This window comes from Paenibacillus sp. cl6col, assembly GCF_900102125.1.
In the GTDB taxonomy this organism is placed as follows: domain Bacteria; phylum Bacillota; class Bacilli; order Paenibacillales; family Paenibacillaceae; genus Paenibacillus_B; species Paenibacillus_B suaedae.
On record NZ_FNAZ01000007.1, the window covers coordinates 40,124 to 57,414 of the forward strand.

The window sequence follows — 17,291 nt, forward strand, 5'->3', positions numbered from 1 at the left end:
ATCTTATCCTTGCTCCTTCATTCATCATGTCAACATATTGCTTACCTGTTATTTATATAACCATACTCGCATCAATGAAAGCAGCTGTTCCGTCTGAAATGGCTTGCTGACATAGTCTGACGCTCCTGCCTCAATGCACTTATTGCGATCTTCTTTCATCGCCTTCGCCGTCAATGCTATGATCGGCAGCTTCTCGAATTGAGGCTGTTCGCGAATGCGGCGCATCGCTTCATAGCCATCCATCTCCGGCATCATCATATCCATGAGAACGAGGTCGAAATTCTCTTCCCCATCCAATGCTTCAAGTGCTTCGCGTCCATTTTCAGCATACACGATATTCATATCGTACTGCTCTAGCACGCTTGATAGCGCAAATACATTGCGCACATCATCATCGACGAGCAGTACCCGCTTGCCTGACAGCAGCATATCGCTTGGTCCCTGGTTTTCTTTTTCATCGCTTGGCTGAACTTCCTCTGAACGCTTCAAGAGAATCATCGTTTCTTGCAGCAGACGTTCAGGAGACTTCACATCCTTAATAATGATGCTCTGTGCGCGCTTCTTCAGTTCCGTCTCTTCCTTCGCATCCAACAGTTTGCCAGTGTATACAATGATTGGGATACGACGGATTCGGGAATGGTGACTAATTTCATCCATTAATTCAAATCCTGTCATATCAGGAAGCAGCAAATCCAGCACCATACCGTCGAACTTCTCTTCCCCGAGTACCTTGAGTGCTTCCGTCCCGGTAGAGACCGCGGTAACGGCTACGTCCGCTCCTTCAATTAAGGCAATTAGAGACTGTCGCTGCGGACCATCATCTTCAACGATCAGCAGCTTCTTCTCTCCAAATGGCCACTTATGTCCGTCCACTTCTTCAGAGACAGCGACTTCCTTGAGCAACGCTTCTTCCCAAGCAGTAAGAGGCATACCCTCATGGTTCGCAGATACCTGCGGCATATGAGGCTTGACGAGCTTACTTCGTTCCTCTGATGTATGCCCCTCTTCACCCTCTACGGTTAGTGCCGCTTGGGCTTCTGCGATCGCCTTTTCATACAAAGCAACGGTGGAGTTAACTGGAATCGATGAAGGCTCTACCGCCTTCATCGGAAGGAAGAAGGTAAACGTACTGCCTTCCTTCTCTCGACTAACCAGCTGCAGCTTGCCGCCAAGCAGTCTTGCCAACTCTCGGCTGATGGACAGACCGAGCCCTGCGCCGCCGTAATTTCGGCTAGTTGTACCATCCAACTGCTGGAACGCTTCGAAGATCAAATCTTGTTTATCTTTCGGAATGCCGATCCCGGTATCTACAACATGTATCGCCAAATAAGGCTCAACCGCTTCCTGAAGCGGGGAAGGCAATTGCTCCGGCTTCGCCTTCGCAATGTGAAGGGTTACTGAGCCCTTCGTTGTGAATTTAAATGCATTGCCAATCAAATTGCGTACAACCTGCTTCACTCGATGCCCATCAGTTACTAGAGAGCTGGGCAGATCTGGATCTATCTCTACCTTGAACTCAAGCCCTTTCTGCTCTGCAATTGTCTCAAAGCTGTCGCTCATAAAGGAGGCCAATTCGCTCAAATAGACAGTTTCAAAATTCAACTTCATCTTACCTGCGTCGATCTTGGACAAATCCAAGATTTCATCAATCATTTTAAGCAGATCCGAACCGGACATGTTAATCGTACGCGCATACTCGACCTGCTTCTGTCCCAAGTTCCCTTCCTTATTCTCCGCCAGCAATTGGGACAGCACCAGTAAGCTGTTAAGCGGAGTACGCAGTTCATGAGACATATTAGCGAGGAATTCAGACTTGTACTTCGAAGCCAAGGCCAACTGCAATGTCTGGCGTTCCAATATCGTTCGCGCTCCTTCGAGCTCTTCGTTCTTCTCTTGGGTTGCCAGCATCTGTTCTTCCAGCGCACGTGTCTTCGCGATCAGTTCCGTATTGTAGTGTTCCAGTTCTTCCTGTTGACGCTGGAGCATCTCCTCAGAACGCTTCAATGCTTCTGTGTGCGATTCCAGATGCTCGTTCGAGCGCTTCAATTCTTCCTGTTGTGTCATCAGTTCCTCAGACTGGCATTGCAGTTCTTCGGCAAGCGCCTGTGACTCACGCAGCAATTCCTCTACACGCAAGCGTCCGGAGATCGTATGTACGATGACCCCGAGCTTCTGTGCGAGCTTTTCGAGCAGTCGGTGCTGTACAGGTGACATCTTCGTCAATGATGCCATCTCTAGCACCGCAATCACTCTGCGTTCGAACATTATCGGGAATAAGATAAGCTCAATCGGTTGAGATTGACATACGCCCGATTCAATTCGAATGGAGCAATCCTTCATGTCGCTTATAATGATTGGCTTCTCATCCACGACACATTGACCGAGCAGGCCTTTCCCAACAACCATTGTTCGCTCAGCCTTCAAATCGTCAGCAGCTGCATAAGTACCGAACAGTTCGAATACATCTGGTTGATCCGTCTCATTCCGAATATACAGGGCGCCATATTGTCCTCCAAGTGTCGGCACGAACTCGCTAATGAACATCTGCCCCACCTGATTCAATGTAGCGGCTCCATTCAGAAGCTCTGTAACACGTGCTGCATTTCCATCGATCCATGCTTGCTCTTCTTGAGCCTTCCGATACAATTCCTCATTCTTCTTGCGTGCTTCCAAGTCTTCTGCCATCCGCTTGAACACTTGAATGACTTCTCCAATCTCATCATTCGTATGCGGCTCAAGCTTACGTACAATACGAAGCCTTCCACGGGCAAGACTGCGCATCATGATGGACATCGTATTCAAATTCCGTGTCACACTTGGGATGACCCACAACATAATCGCGCAGGAAACGACAAGCCCCAGCACCATTATACCGGCCGTCAAAGTAATCGACTGCTCATAATGCTTCTTCGCTTCCAGCACCTGATTGTCGATCGACATCTCATGATGATTGGCCAAATCGGCCACACTGTTTTTCAAGTTGCGTTGATATTCCAATCCCTCTTTATTTCGCAATGCGTTGGCTTCTTCATATTTATTGTTGGTGGTGAGCTCTACTGACTTGTTGACGAATTCGTCGTACTTGTCCCAATCGCGTATCGCCAGCTCGATGAGCTTCTTCTCTTGCGCCGTTGAATATTGTGCCGTCAACTCCCTGAACGATTTAACAATATCATCACGGTAAACCTTCCCTTTTTGCAACAGTTCTTCGCCGTTAACATTCGGGTTTAGCATATCGGTCACCAGCACGCTGGCGATATTGTCCATGTCGTCCCGAATCAAAAAGGCAAGTTCCACTTTGCGGAAGCTGTCCGTATAAATCTGATCCAGATCCTGCTGCAAGCTGCTCATGCGATCATAAGACACCCAGCCAAGTCCGGATATGATAAGCATGAACAGAACGAAGCCAGCAATTAATTTCGTGCGTAACTTCACTGTCTGCTCCTCCTTCTAAATCAATGAACATCCACCCAAATCAGACACTTGTCATCCTCACTGTCCTCATCAGAACCAGGTGCAAACAGCTCGTCCCATGAACTGCTCTGCAGCGTCTTCTCGTGTCGAAGAATATTGGCAATGCGCTCCATAGCCTCTTCCACGCTGTTGCCTGCCGTTTCCATTAACCCATCCGTATACATTGCAATTCGAGCACGTGAGTCGCATTTCACTTCTTTGGTCTCTACTTCAAGCTCTGGGAACATGCCTACTGGATATCCGGTAGATTCCAAGGTTATGAGCTCACCATCCTCCATCATGACAACGCCAGGAGGGTGTCCTGCGTTCGCATACTGGATGCATCCCTTGTTCGTATCAACAACCACATATAATGCCGTCATATAATAGAGCATTAAATTCCCGTTCATATGAAGCTGATGGAATTTCGTATTCAATCGCTTAAGCACAAGATCCGGCTGTTCGATCTGCATGACGGCGTCCCGAAGAACGGAAGCAATGAACATACACAGCAGCGCAGAGGATACGCCGTGCCCCATAACATCGATTATAATAATTCCATATCTGCCTTGGCCCAGCGGGAACCAAGCATACAGATCTCCCGCCAGCTCCTCAGAAGGCTGATATAGTGCGTTGATCGTAATATGTTCATCTTGATAAGGCTCTGTCAACACAGAGCTCTGCACCTTCGCGGCCAAGCTTAATTCATCGCGAATATGGCGATCACGTTCCTTATGCCAATCCTTCTCTCGCTTCAAGCGCAGCGCTAGCCGAATTCGAGCCAGCAGCTCCACCCTGTTAATCGGCTTCGTGACGTAATCAACCGCACCCGCATCCAATGCCTCTGCGAGCATATTGGAATCCCCAATCGCCGTTACGATAATAATCGGAATGTCCCGAAGCTCAGAGTATTGTTGGATCGTGCTGCAAGCTTCCAGTCCATCAATCTCCGGCATCATCATATCCAATAAAATAAGATCAATATCCGGTACATACATAGGCCCAAGAGGCCCATCCATCCCAAGAACTTGATACATCTCATGGGCTGATGAAGCAGTCTGCACTCCGTCATAGCCAGCTTTACGAAGGATTTCCCGAATGAGCATGACATTCGTCGGATTGTCATCAACGACGAGAACGTTCATCATACTCTCCTCCCCTCATCGATTATGATATAGTTCGTGCCTTTTCGACATAGCCCCCCATAATTCCCAACTACCACTATACCGGAAAAGGCCAAAGAAGATCATCTCTTTTTGTTACTTGCCTGTGAAAAAAAACGAGAGCCGGTTAACCAAACTGTTAACCGGCTCTCCCGCACTATTCGCGCTGTCTCCACAATTGCCACAGCTTCGTCCCAATATCGACCCATTCCTTCCAATCCTGCTGTTGGCTAGCTGTGGAATGGGAATGGCCTTGTCCCTGCGGTGATTGTTCACGCTCTTGCTTATGCTCGGCTTCACCCAGTGGCTCCTGTGTTATCACAGCAGTATCCGCCTGCAGCGGTGCTGGTACAGGCGCAGACGCTGCTGTCTGATGCTCCTTAGACACTCGTCTATCAGGGGCGGGCTTACGTTCAAATCGCCCTGCGGCTCGACGTACCCCCTTAACCAGTCCTACTGATACCTGCTTCGCAGCGATTGAGATCTCGTTCAAGGCTTCACCGGCATGTTGAACAGAGTCCATCACTGGCTCCATTTTCTTTAATTGCTCAGACAGCTCTAGAGAGAGTTCATTTGCATTTTTGGCGACACCTTGCAAGTCGCCACTCAATAAATTCACGGTCTGCTGTACTTGCTCAAGGGTATCGGCAGCCCGCTCCAGAGAGCGTTTGGCTGACAGCAGTGTTTGAATCAGATAGAACACCAGCACCGCAAACGCTGCTGCTGCGAGTAATGCACTAATTTCCAATAACATAGATGAATACCGCCTTTCTCCGCATTCCCAAGCATAACACAATTTTCCGTATACCAATTATGAATAAATACCCTGAAAGCAGAACTGTGAAACAAAAATACCCAATTGTTTAGCTGTCCTCCAGCTGTGGTAATCATCATGCAAGCCACGACAATCGAGCAGCATAGACAATCTACTCGGCCCAATCCTATCTTCGTAAAATTATAACAAGGAGGAACTGCTTATGCTTACATGGTCAGCTATATTTTTAGTAATCGCTGTAATTGCAGGTGTGTTTGGTTTTTTTGGGGTCGTCGCAGCAGCAGCATCCATCGCCAAAGTACTGTTCTTTATCTTCCTCGTTCTGTTCATCATCTCCCTTGTGACGGGAAGACGAGTGTCATAATCGCCATATCACTCTATGCAGTATACTAGAATGACAAAAAGGCTCGTCCATATGACGAGCCTTTTGTAATGCTTAACTTTTCATATCGATATTCAACTACGATTCTTCCCCGGAAGGTGAACGGCTCTCACCACGGAGAAATGCTTCCTTGTCCCACTGTCTTAGCCAACGAGAGGATAATACGCCCGCCAGCATGGATCCATTTACATTTAGCGCGGTGCGCCCCATATCAATTAGGGGCTCTACAGAAATTAACAGTCCCGCCAAGCCAACCGGCAAATTCATCGAGGACAGCACAATTAGTGCGGCAAATGTAGCTCCTCCTCCAACACCCGCAACACCGAAGGAACTGATCGCAACAACTGCTATGAGCTGCAGAATAAACCATGGATCGAGCGGATTCATTCCCACAGTAGGTGCAATCATAACGGCCAGCATGGCAGGATATATGCCTGCACATCCATTCTGCCCCATTGAAGCGCCGAACGACGCACTAAAATTCGCAAAACTCTCCGGTACTCCAAGTTTATCCCGCTGTGTCTCCACATTGATCGGAATAGAACCTGCACTTGTACGTGACGTAAAGGCAAATACCAAGGCAGGAGTTGCGAGCTTCACGTATCGTGCAGGCGATATCCCCGATAACCCAAGAAGCAGCAGGTGAATGATAAACATGACAATCAGTGCAACGTAAGAAGCAATTACGAATCGGCCCAACTTCCATATCTCCGCTGGTGCTGTCGTAGACACAACGCGAATCATCAACGCAAGAACACCATACGGCGTTAATCGAAGCACCAATGTCACCATCCGCATAACAACCGCGTGTAGCGAATCAATGATAGAGGTGAACGTTCGCCCATGCTCAGGCTTCTTCCTAGCCACACCTAATGCTGCAATTCCAACAAAGGCAGAGAAAATAACAACTGCAATGGTAGAAGTTCTTCTTCCCTCTGTCATATCGAGAAATGGATTCGTAGGTATGAACTCCAGTACCTGCTGCGGGATCGTCATATCACGCACTTCTCCGACCTGTTCACTCAAGTGCTGCCCACGTTCTGTCTCTTGTTGTCCCGCCTCCATATTTACAGCGGACAAATTGAAGGCCAGCGCAGATGCGATGCCGACAGCAGCTGCAACGGCAGTCGTCGCGATCAGGATGCTTATAATCACTGCACTCATCCTGCCAACACCCGTTCTCGTCGTCACATGCAAGATCGCGGAAATGATAGATACGATAATCAGCGGAATGACGACCATATGCAGCAGACGTACATAGCCACCACCCACGATATACACCCAATCGTTGAGCACACGTACAATATCATGCCCAGCTCCATATAGCTGCTGGAGAAGCGCTCCATATACAATCCCTAAGCCGAGCCCAGCAAATACCCGCTTCGTAAAGGACACATGCCTCTTCTGCATGACATACAGCATATAGAGAAGTCCAAGCACAACAACAGCATGAACGATCAACCACCAACCGTTGCTCACGGTCATTTCACTCCTTGGTCGCAGGAGGCGCGGACATTCTCATGTCCATAATTCCATCCAGCATCATGTGATGCTATTATTACTCCCCAACTTGTGATATTTCATCCAGATTGAGGTTGACTTGCTGACAGATGTGAATGAAATGAAGCAACTCTTCATCCGGAATTCCTTCGAAGAAGCGTGAGAACACAATCTCACGCTGGATTTCCACCGCCTTGACCTTCTCATGCCCGGCTTCTGTAAGCTCCAAATAATTAATGCGACGATCAAGTGCATCTCGATTGCGTGTAACATATTGCAGCAAGGTGAGCTTATCGGTTATGCCCGTCACGGCTCCCGGTGTCAAGCGAAGCTCCTTTGCTACATCTGTTACTTTCATTGCCCCATTGCGAAATAGAAGATTCAGTACTGCAAATTGAGTCATATTCACATTGAGGTTATGCAGTTCCAAATGCCGATCCCATTGGGTGCGCATCCCACGCAACATAGAGCGGAAATTCATCTGCAATTGGAGCAGTTGTTCACGATTAGGCAAACTGTCACGTCCTTTTCTATCGTCCTATCTAACACACCAATCCTAACATGAACCTAGCAATCGGCAACAAATAGGCTATCTTACTCCGTACTAAAGTTTCAGCCCAAAGCGGAACTTCCAGCCATCTTCTAAGAACTTCACTTCTTTTACTTTAACCAAATGCGGCAGCTCTGACGATAGGGAAAATTCCTTCGTCTGCAATGACAGCCATGAGAGAGGGATTGAAATGTCCTTCACGCGGGCATCAGTCGGCACTACACGTACTGATTGACTGCTATCATCCCACTCTAATTGGAATGTAATCTTGAGCTCTGCTTGAACATAAGAGATAGGCTCCAATTGAATCGTTGCTTCCAATTCATTGTTCGCAAGCTCTGTCTTCATCCCACTAATATTCCACTTTTCCTTCAACGAGCGATAAGGTTCTGTCTCCTGCATATGCTTGGATACCAGTCCATTAATCTCTTCTTCGCTAAATTGTATCGTAAGAGAACGATTGTGTACGATTTGCTCCAAACGTTCTGACAAGGACACATCCACTTGAGGAGGCCAGCCTAATACCGTAGTCGGTTGAATGTAAAAATACGCCGCTCCAGCAAGCAGAATAAACAATACGATGACCGTCAACAATCCACGGCGCAGCCATTTCCACAATGTCTTCACTCTTATCATTCCTTCCAAAATATTGTTTCACTACCATGTAAACCGGTTACATACTAAACAAGGCGGGGGAACATTCCTTATGTCACCTATAAATGATACCTTCATGTCCTCATCGTAAACTTTAATATCCTAGAGAAAGCCTCACATAAAGTTGGTATCTGACAACAAGTCCAGTAACCAGTAATCGGAATGTTCACCTTAGCAGTAAACCATACCATTGTATAACCATGAGAGAGGAGAATTCAATAATGAAGAAATTAGTGGCAGTGATGGCTATGACTTTAACGTTCAGTACGATAGCTGCAACAGGAGCATTTGCAGCACAAGCAGCAGATACAACTGGAGTTGTTACGACAGAAATCGTGTCGATAGACCTGAAACAAAACACGACTCTCTATGATTCGATCAGCGGTAAAAAAGTAGGCCTCTTGGAGCCCCAGGTGATTTCAATTGAAGCAGCATCGAAGGATGAGCACGATACGACTTGGTATCGGGTGTTTACATGGATGGGAACAGCGTGGATGAAAGACCCGAATGCCTACTCCAAACTCGTTGCAATCGGCCCCAATACAACCATATATAACATGCCCAACGGCAAGCAGACGGGCAATCTTGCAGCGCAGACACTTCCTATTATCAATGAGCAAATTGATGAGTCCGGATTTACCTGGTATCAGATCAATAGTTATCAAGGCAAAGCATGGATACTAAATCCAGAACAAAGCCAGCGTGTCAAGTTAACAGCAACAACTCCACTCTACCAAGCCATTGATGGCAAGAAGGTTGGAGAATTGAAGCCGCAGACGGTAACCGTGCGTACAGTGAAATATGATGCAAAAGGAAAGCGCTGGGCGAATATCCCGACTTGGAAGGGAAACCTGTGGATCAGATGGTAATCTGCAGCTCCTGCTAAGTGAATACTCAAATTTACAGGTATTGACATAAATAATTGTTGTGAATATAATAGTCGTAGCAACTATCTAGGACGACGAAGAGACATAACCATTGTATTGTATCCATACATAACGGTTATGTCTCTTTTTACCCAATTAGTTGCTATGACTACTATTGTCAAGGCAATTATAACTTTTGAACGGAGGTGTGTTGGAATTCGTTCTGCAGACACCGGAATTTTTCAAGTTCCGTATCGGGCGTTGACAATCGGCATCATACTCATTTTATCTACTGTCGCCTTCGAGGGTCTCGCCATTACTACCATAGCTCCCACACTCGCACACAGTCTGCAAGGCATCCATTTGTACGGCTGGATCTTTAGTACCTTCTTATTATTTCAACTTATCGGTTCCATGGTTATCGGCAAACAAATTGATCGGCATGGCGTAATTACATCCGTTCTCGTCTCTTTCTCTATCTTTGTCATTGGCATCATCATAGCTGCTCTCTCCTTCCATATGTATATGCTCATTGCAGGAAGAGCATTGCAGGGTTTTGGTGCTGGCTCCCTCGTCACCTGTGTCTATTACATTGTAACGGTTCGATACCCGGATTCGCTGCGCACCTCTATATTGGCAGCTTTCTCAGCCGCTTATGTTCTTCCTGCATTAATCGGACCTTATGTCGCAGGCCTCATCTCGATCTATTTATCGTGGCGATTCGTGTTTTGGCTCGTGCTCCCTCTTATCGTGCTCGCTCTCTGTATGACACTGCCTTCTTTCCGGAGCATACAGAAATCAAACAGTTCCGAGATCAGGGGCGGGCGCAAAGAGTTATACGCAATACTGCTCGCTATCGGAACAGGATTGCTGCTGACCGGGTTAGGCCGAATTACGGATTGGTTAGGCGTAGTGCTCACCGGAATTGGGATTGCCATTATGGTACATCCGCTCCGTCGTCTGCTGCCTCAGGGAACATTCACGGTAACGCGTGGTCTCCCTGCCATAATCGTAACCCGAGCACTCTACATCGCCTGCTATTTCGCAACGGAGAGCTATGTCGTGCTCGGATTAACGAAGGTGAGAGGAATAACTGAGGATCTCGCGGGTCTAATCGTAGCAGCTGGGGCATTAAGTTGGTCTGGCGCCGCATGGGTGCAAGCTCGCCTTGACCGACGGGACCTAGGCGAAGGCCGACAGAGGAGAATTCGGGTTGGCTTATGCATCATGATTGTGGGTGTCTCGCTTGTGCTCACTTCCATTGGACTGTCAGGCGGCGGCGTTGCTCTCGCCTTGATCTCGCAGGTCATTACCGGATTTGGAGTCGGGCTAGCCACCCCAACAATTGGGGCAGTTGCTCTGCAGCTGGCTGAGGAAGGCAAGGAGGGCGAGGTATCCGCCACACTCCAATTCATCGATTCATTCAGCATAGCTGTAAGCATAGGGATAAGTGGGGCCCTTGTAGCTCTAAGTGAAAGCCTGCAATTGGGAATCTTCACGGGTGTCATGATGGCATTGGTTCTACAACTCTGCTTCGTTGTTCTCAGTTTCGTTACGTCTTTCCGCATTACGATGAAAGCCCACAGCATTGTACAGTCACATTCATCAATGTAGTATCCATTATTGGAGGTGGACGATTTGGCACGTGCATTGGTTGTCATTACTCCTGCTGAAGGACATGTGAATCCATCGTTAGGTTTGGTTCAGCAGCTCGTAAAGTGTGGTGAGGAAGTCACTTATGTGTGCACCGAGGAATATCGCAAACGGATTGAAGCAACAGGTGCAAAGGTCATTACTTACACGTACGCCCGGGGATCATTTGCGGATGATCCGATATTGAAGCCGAAAGTTTACAAGCATCCTTACCAATTTATTCATTTCATCCTGCGCGGCATGATTGAACCTATCATTCCAGAGGTTCTTGCTCTCACTGAGCAGGGCTCTTACGACTATTTGATTTATGATTACTTATTAGGCGGCTGGGGCGGACAAATGATAGCAGAGCGTCTTGGTATCCCTGCTGTATGCTCCATCACTTCGTTCGTATTCGTGAAACCGCTCGGAGCAGAACAACTGATGACCGAGCAGGAGGAGCAGGAAATTCAGGCAATCTATGATTCCTCGATGGAGATCGCAAGGCAATTAGCGGATCGCTATCAACTATCCGCCCCTGACATGTCTGATATTTTCAACGCATATGGAGAGCTGAAGGTCGTGCATCTCAGCCGTGATTTACAGCCAAATGCAGAATTGCTGGACGACAGCTATGTGTTCACTGGCTCATCCATCGTACCGCGCATGGATGCCCCAACCTTTACATTGGATCGAAGTCAGCTTCCTCATGCACATACCGTCTATATCTCGCTAGGCAGCATTTTGAACAACAACATTGAATTTTACAAGCTATGCTTTGAGGCTTTTCGCAATGAATCCATTACATTCATTTTAGCCTGTGGCAAAGAGACAAATATGGAGCCGCTTGCTGACTTGATTCCAGACAATTTCATTATTGAACCCTACTTGCCGCAATTGGAAGTGCTGCAGCAAGTGGATGTCTTCATTACACATGCCGGCATGAACAGCACAAGTGAAGCCTTATACTACGATGTGCCGCTCGTCATGATTCCATTAACGTCCGATCAGCCTATGGTTGCAATGCAAGTGAAGAACCGGGGAGCTGGAGTTATCGTGGATCATCAAGGTCTCACGCCAGAAGTGCTGCGGAGCGCATTACTCGAAGTGCTGCATACCCCTTCCTATAAGCAGCAAGCCCATGCCATCGGCAAGTCTCTTCGCGAAGCAGGAGGATATGAACGGGCTGCCGAGATCGTCATGAGCGTTGTTGGGAAGGCAGCAGCACAGCCTTGAGGACACGGAAGTAACCCGGATTCGTCGCTCAATCGACAACTGTCCCGCTTCATTGACACGTTATTTGTCCTTACCTATAATGGTCATAACAACGATAGGGGTTGTTCAAAGCATGCGTATTTGAACAGCTATAATAACGATGTGAATGAATCTGGGGGTCCGCATTTGGAATTAGAAAAGTATATCGGAGTCATTGTTCATCGGGCAGATTTGAAGCTTACGAATTATTATCAGAAGGTTGTAAATCCTTTCGACATCACTGTCGACCAATGGGAGATCTTGGTGGTGTTGTGGGAGCAGGAAGGAATCACACAGAAGGAACTCGCTGAGCGGCTGCATAAAGACCAGACGAATGTAGCTCGCATGCTGTTCAAGCTCGAGAAAAAAGGCTTTATCTATCGAGTAACGCATGAGTCGGATCGCAGATCACTTCGTGTATACTTGACTGTCAAAGGCCGAGAAATCAAAGAAGACATTCTTGCCCCATCCATTGAAGCTTACCAGAAAACAATTGAGGGATTAACAGAGGAAGAAGTGGAAACGTTCCGCAGAATCTTGTCCATTATGCATAACAATGTTAAGGATCTATAACAGATTAGGCAGTATAAAAATCCCCTCGGAGTTCCGTAGCTGAATCATCGATATCTCACGATGTGCAGCTGCGGCCCGAGGGGATTTTCCCTATGCGTAGCTATATCAATGACTGTATTTCGTCCACTATTACAACTCCGGCGAACGGTCGAATATTCGGCGCACCTGTGAAACGAGCCAAATGACCGTAAATACGATCATAATATCGAAGCTCACATTGAACAGGAATAAATGCTTGCCCAGATCTGCTTCCCCATCGCCGACAAGCGGCACCGCAACCGAGATAATCGCTATCAAGGCTACGATGAGTGTGACATCCAGCATCTGGCGCTTATATTTATTCCGAATGTACTCCTTCAGCACGATGCCAATGTATAGTACAAAGAAGATGAAGAAGAAGGTAAAGTTCTTAGGAATTAGTTTCTTCTTGCCCTCACTCCAAGTACTGTAGGTATACGATAGTGCACCGCGTGGCTCACCCAATTCCTTCTCATAGCTCCCTAGGTAATAAGGACGAATGAATGTCGCCTGCGCAGCGGCAGCCTCAAGCTTGTCAATGATCCGACCTGGATGACGCAAGTAGTAGCCAACAATGTCCATATGTCCAAGTCTGGAGTAAACATGCTCCGTAAGCTCAGGCGCATCCTGCTTAATCGGGACATCGGATTGAAAATAGTTCGTTCCAGCGAGAACCGCATATTTCTGAGGGATGCCTAGTGCATCCAAGTCCTCTGACACGTGAGGAGAATCTTTTAAAATTCCGAAAAAGATCGTCTGATATAAATTGATTTGTTTTAACTCTTTAGGCGCGAATACATAGATGAGCGCAGTTGTCGCGATCATGAAGGCTGCTCCCCCAGCTATTACCCGCTTCCAAGCTCGATCCGGCCGCTTTTTGTACAATCGAAGCCCATATAAAGCAAACACCAAGCCAACCGGCGCATTTTGAATCTTGGAGGCTGCCAATATAAACGCGCAGACAAACAATAGGACTAGCCAAGTGAGTGAAGGATGCTGCTGCCTTGCCAAAATAACCGCAATCGCCGTGGACAACAATAGAAACAGCAGGGAAACCGACTCACCGAAAAAGGAATGAAAATAACCGACATATCCAATATCGAAAAACATGAACAGCACACAGAGCGCTGCTGTGATTTGCAGCCACCGCTTGCCTGCACAAGCGTAGCGGACAATAACAAACAGTGTGCTTAATAGCAGCAATGAATATACAATGCCCATTGCCTGCATCGGGAAATAGGATGGATTGAGCACCCGTCCAAGCAGCCCTGCAATGAAGACAAACAACACCTGCGAAGACGCATAATTGACAGCAAATGGGCCGTAATCATATTTGGAATGACTAAATCCGAAATATTTGTCCTCATATGTAAACGTATCATTAAGCGGCGATATCCCCCCGCTCCGCACGATACGATCAAAGTCTCCGTTATCTGCTACTCCGATATAAGGCGAAGTAAACAAAATGCATGTTAAAATGATAGCACCGATTAGAACGGAACCCCAAGATACCCAATCTTTTCGTTTCATGCCAAGAATCACTCTCCTAACTAAAAAGAATAGCACTTCCCCGAGATGGGGAAGCGCCTCATTTCATTTATTGGCGTTCAGCACTGCGGTAGTTGTCATAGTCCTCTCCGTGTTGTCCGTCGCTCGCTCGCGCCGCACGGGAAGAAGGCTCAGATGCTGACGATGGTGCGGCGAAGGTAATCAGTCGATGGAGCACAAACGAAGTTACGGTGTAAGCACCCGCTTCGCATAACACAATCAGCGATTGCTGCCATGATTGCGGCAGCGAGCCTAACAGCCCCGTAACCAGCGCCGAGAATGCAGGATGAAGCAGCACGTAGGCTGCTGCATAACAGAGCAAGGAAATAACAAGGAACCGAATGAAGCTGCTGAGCTGCGCCCCCTCGTATTGGAACGTAAAGCGGCGATTGAGCGCATAACTGCACAGCACCCCTATTGTGTTCCCGACAAATGTCGATGCGAAGTGATCCCATCCAGCAAGGTGCATCAGTGCATAAATAAGCCCAAGTCCAATGCATGTGTTAATCACGCCGACAACCGCATAGCGGCTGAACAATCCCAGCCAGCCCTTCCTAGCCGCTTGCTCACGGCTCATCGGTTCACCTCTGCACGCTGGGCGCCCGGCCAGGAAGGCTGCGCCTCATTCTGTGCCACATATGCGTCAGACAGCACCGTCTCCACTATATAGGGTGGTCTGCGTTTTACTTCATTATATATCTTCCCGATGTACTCTCCGATCACACCTAACGCCAGCAGCTGAATGCTGCCGATGAACCATAGCGAGAACATCAATGAAGCCCAGCCGGACACGGTATGTCCTGTCAGCTTGGAAATAAGCGTGTAGCCACCGGCAATAATACTCGCTCCCAGGCTGATGAAGCCAAGCATTGTAACAAAGCGCATAGGTTTGATGCTGAACGACGTAATGCCATCCCATGCAAAAGACAGCATCTTGCGAAGCGGATACTTCGATTCACCTGCAACACGCTCCATACGGTCATAGGCAACTGTTGTAGAACGGAATCCTATCAGCGGTACGATTCCTCGCAAGAACAAGTTCACTTCATGGAATTCGCTCAAGTGTTCTACAGCCCTCCGGCTCATAAGGCGATAATCTGCATGGTTGTATACCAATGGGATACCCATCTTGCGCATCACTTTATAGAAGGATTCAGCACTCCAGCGCTTGAACCATGTATCTGTTGCTCTGCTGTTGCGAACACCGTATACAACCTCGTATCCCTCATGAAACTTGCGCACGAATTCTCGAATGGCTCCGGTATCGTCTTGAAGATCGGCGTCTAGCGACACGATGCAGTCCGCATGCTCCTTCGCGTACATAAGTCCGGCTAACAGCGCCTTCTGATGGCCGGCATTGCGAGCAAGCTTCAATCCGCAAATAACAGGGTGAGCGGCGCGGGCCTTCTCGATCTGCTGCCACGTTCCATCTCGGCTCCCATCATCTACAAGCACGATACGGCTGTCGGCTGATACGAGCTGATCCCGTTCGAGTCCCTTCAGCAATTCGATGAGTACGGGTGTCGTAATTGGCAAGGCCTCCTCCTCGTTATAACAAGGAATGACCATATAAAGAATCGGTAATGTCATCGTAGTACCCCTTTTACATTGAAAATACGACATATTTCCACATACAGCTGATTTCCATTATATCCTATATCATGAAATATGCATAACCAAAATGATAACTTGGCTCATCTATTATAGCGAAAGACAAAACCGCCTGCCGAACGCTCAAAGCGAACAGCAGGCGGTTTTAGACGAAAATCGTGATAAAGGGACGTGAATTCTCCGTTTCATGCCGACAAATCAACTTTATTCTGTGATTGCTGCTAGGACGGCTTCATGAAATTGGCGTCGCAGTTCTGATATACTCTTATCCCGTCCATAATGCACGCGATTGGTAAGCAGCACCACTACGATACCCCTTTCAGGATCGATCCATATGCTTGTACCCGTAAAGCCTGTATGACCGAAGCTGGAGGCTGACCATCCTGTTCCAGCAAAATCAGCGGTATCTCCTTGCAGCACCCAACCGAGTCCTCGCTTTGCATTGGGTATATTGGAAGTCTGACAACGGAGCGCCTCTTGAATGACACGGTTAGACAGCAAATTGCCCTCCGCTCCATCCTGCTCAGCCTTGTTTACCCACAAGCGGGCATAGTGCGCCAGATCGCGTGCCGAAGCGAACAGCCCTGCGTTTCCGGCGACGCCGCCCATCGCAGCTGCATTCTCATCATGAACCCGTCCCCAGCAATGCTCCTCTAGCCGCGAATCATATTCCGTAGCCGCTATTCGTGAACGAGCCTCCTGTGGGGGATTGAAGCCGCTGTCCACCATGCCGAGCGGCTTCAACAGCATTCGTTCCACCGCTGAAGCCAGTGACTCTCCGCATACGCGCTCTATAAGTCTACCGAGCACAATATAGCCGAGACAACTATACTGACAGCCTGCTCCCGGTGGATACTCTACTTCCATTTGATCCAGATGGCGAGCAATCTCATCAGGTGACCACCCATGTGAATACAAATCCCGATGAGGAGGCAGGCCTGAAGTATGTGCGAGCAACTGGCGAATCGTAATCGAATCTTTTCCATTGCCGCTGAACTCGGGCATGTGCATGGCCACAGGATCATCCAAGTTAAGCTTATCTGACTCAACCAGCATCAATAGTAACGGGAGTGTCACGACAATCTTCGTCAAGGAAGCACAATCGTATATGGTATCAATCGTGACTGGTATCCTATGCTTATCTGTATCCACTGCATGGCCCCTAGCATACTCGAACGCATGACCACCGTACCAAATAAGCGAGACGGCCCCTGGAATATCTCCACTCGTTATTGCATCATCAATCAGCGCGCAAGCATCCTGAAACTGTGCGTTGTTCGCAGCAAGACGACCTTCCGGCATCGCCCAATCC

The 17,291-nt window shown here is 48.0% G+C and carries 15 protein-coding genes; 5 read left to right on the plus strand and 10 right to left on the minus strand.

Annotation, left to right across the window (positions count from 1 at the left end; genetic code table 11):
* Positions 1 to 48: 48 nt before the first annotated feature.
* The 3 genes from BLS15_RS18385 to BLS15_RS18395 all read right to left on the minus strand — a co-directional run bounded on the left by BLS15_RS18385 (position 49) and on the right by BLS15_RS18395 (position 5,370).
* Positions 49 to 3,435: a response regulator gene (locus BLS15_RS18385; protein ID WP_090513186.1), complete on the minus strand. Its 3,387-nt coding sequence runs from the start codon at positions 3,433 to 3,435 to the stop codon at positions 49 to 51.
* A 20-nt stretch (positions 3,436 to 3,455) separates the two neighbouring features.
* The gene (locus BLS15_RS18390; RefSeq protein WP_028532004.1) at positions 3,456 to 4,598 is read right to left on the minus strand and encodes a SpoIIE family protein phosphatase; all 1,143 of its coding nucleotides are present in this window, start codon (positions 4,596 to 4,598) and stop codon (positions 3,456 to 3,458) included.
* A 175-nt stretch (positions 4,599 to 4,773) separates the two neighbouring features.
* Positions 4,774 to 5,370, minus strand: a complete 597-nt coding sequence (locus BLS15_RS18395; RefSeq protein WP_090513190.1) for a DUF948 domain-containing protein — start codon at positions 5,368 to 5,370, stop codon at positions 4,774 to 4,776.
* A gap of 223 nt (positions 5,371 to 5,593) precedes the next feature.
* Between BLS15_RS18395 and BLS15_RS18400 the strand changes: the two genes are divergently transcribed.
* A complete protein-coding gene (locus BLS15_RS18400) occupies positions 5,594 to 5,755 on the plus strand; it encodes a DUF1328 domain-containing protein (RefSeq protein ID WP_021255307.1) in 162 nt (53 codons plus the stop codon).
* Between the two features lie 96 nt (positions 5,756 to 5,851).
* Here BLS15_RS18400 and BLS15_RS18405 read toward each other — a convergent pair whose 3' ends face one another.
* The 3 genes from BLS15_RS18405 to BLS15_RS18415 all read right to left on the minus strand — a co-directional run bounded on the left by BLS15_RS18405 (position 5,852) and on the right by BLS15_RS18415 (position 8,450).
* On the minus strand, positions 5,852 to 7,258 hold the full coding sequence (locus BLS15_RS18405; RefSeq protein ID WP_051614035.1) for an L-cystine transporter: 1,407 nt from the start codon (positions 7,256 to 7,258) through the stop codon (positions 5,852 to 5,854).
* A gap of 73 nt (positions 7,259 to 7,331) precedes the next feature.
* Complete coding sequence (locus BLS15_RS18410; protein ID WP_051614034.1) at positions 7,332 to 7,787, minus strand: MarR family winged helix-turn-helix transcriptional regulator; 456 nt, start codon at positions 7,785 to 7,787, stop codon at positions 7,332 to 7,334.
* Between the two features lie 90 nt (positions 7,788 to 7,877).
* On the minus strand, positions 7,878 to 8,450 hold the full coding sequence (locus BLS15_RS18415) for a hypothetical protein (protein WP_021255310.1): 573 nt from the start codon (positions 8,448 to 8,450) through the stop codon (positions 7,878 to 7,880).
* A 248-nt stretch (positions 8,451 to 8,698) separates the two neighbouring features.
* Here BLS15_RS18415 and BLS15_RS18420 point away from each other — a divergent pair, with 248 nt between their 5' ends.
* The 4 genes from BLS15_RS18420 to BLS15_RS18435 all read left to right on the plus strand — a co-directional run bounded on the left by BLS15_RS18420 (position 8,699) and on the right by BLS15_RS18435 (position 12,802).
* Entirely contained in the window at positions 8,699 to 9,346 is a 648-nt protein-coding gene (locus BLS15_RS18420) for a hypothetical protein (RefSeq protein WP_021255311.1), read from the plus strand.
* 114 nt (positions 9,347 to 9,460) lie between these two features.
* Entirely contained in the window at positions 9,461 to 10,957 is a 1,497-nt protein-coding gene (locus BLS15_RS18425; protein WP_231515078.1) for an MFS transporter, read from the plus strand.
* A 24-nt stretch (positions 10,958 to 10,981) separates the two neighbouring features.
* Complete coding sequence (locus tag BLS15_RS18430; protein WP_028532003.1) at positions 10,982 to 12,211, plus strand: macrolide family glycosyltransferase; 1,230 nt, start codon at positions 10,982 to 10,984, stop codon at positions 12,209 to 12,211.
* A 165-nt stretch (positions 12,212 to 12,376) separates the two neighbouring features.
* The gene (locus tag BLS15_RS18435; protein WP_028532002.1) at positions 12,377 to 12,802 is read left to right on the plus strand and encodes a MarR family winged helix-turn-helix transcriptional regulator; all 426 of its coding nucleotides are present in this window, start codon (positions 12,377 to 12,379) and stop codon (positions 12,800 to 12,802) included.
* Positions 12,803 to 12,931: 129 nt separating this feature from the next.
* Here BLS15_RS18435 and BLS15_RS18440 read toward each other — a convergent pair whose 3' ends face one another.
* The 4 genes from BLS15_RS18440 to BLS15_RS18455 all read right to left on the minus strand — a co-directional run bounded on the left by BLS15_RS18440 (position 12,932) and on the right by BLS15_RS18455 (position 17,281).
* The gene (locus BLS15_RS18440; RefSeq protein ID WP_028532001.1) at positions 12,932 to 14,350 is read right to left on the minus strand and encodes a glycan biosynthesis hexose transferase WsfD; all 1,419 of its coding nucleotides are present in this window, start codon (positions 14,348 to 14,350) and stop codon (positions 12,932 to 12,934) included.
* Positions 14,351 to 14,417: 67 nt separating this feature from the next.
* Entirely contained in the window at positions 14,418 to 14,945 is a 528-nt protein-coding gene (locus BLS15_RS18445) for a GtrA family protein (protein WP_090513194.1), read from the minus strand.
* The gene (locus tag BLS15_RS18450; RefSeq protein WP_021255317.1) at positions 14,942 to 15,958 is read right to left on the minus strand and encodes a glycosyltransferase family 2 protein; all 1,017 of its coding nucleotides are present in this window, start codon (positions 15,956 to 15,958) and stop codon (positions 14,942 to 14,944) included. Before BLS15_RS18450 ends, BLS15_RS18445 begins: the two co-directional genes overlap by 4 nt.
* 225 nt (positions 15,959 to 16,183) lie before the next feature.
* Complete coding sequence (locus BLS15_RS18455) at positions 16,184 to 17,281, minus strand: serine hydrolase domain-containing protein (protein ID WP_021255318.1); 1,098 nt, start codon at positions 17,279 to 17,281, stop codon at positions 16,184 to 16,186.
* Positions 17,282 to 17,291 lie beyond the last annotated feature (10 nt).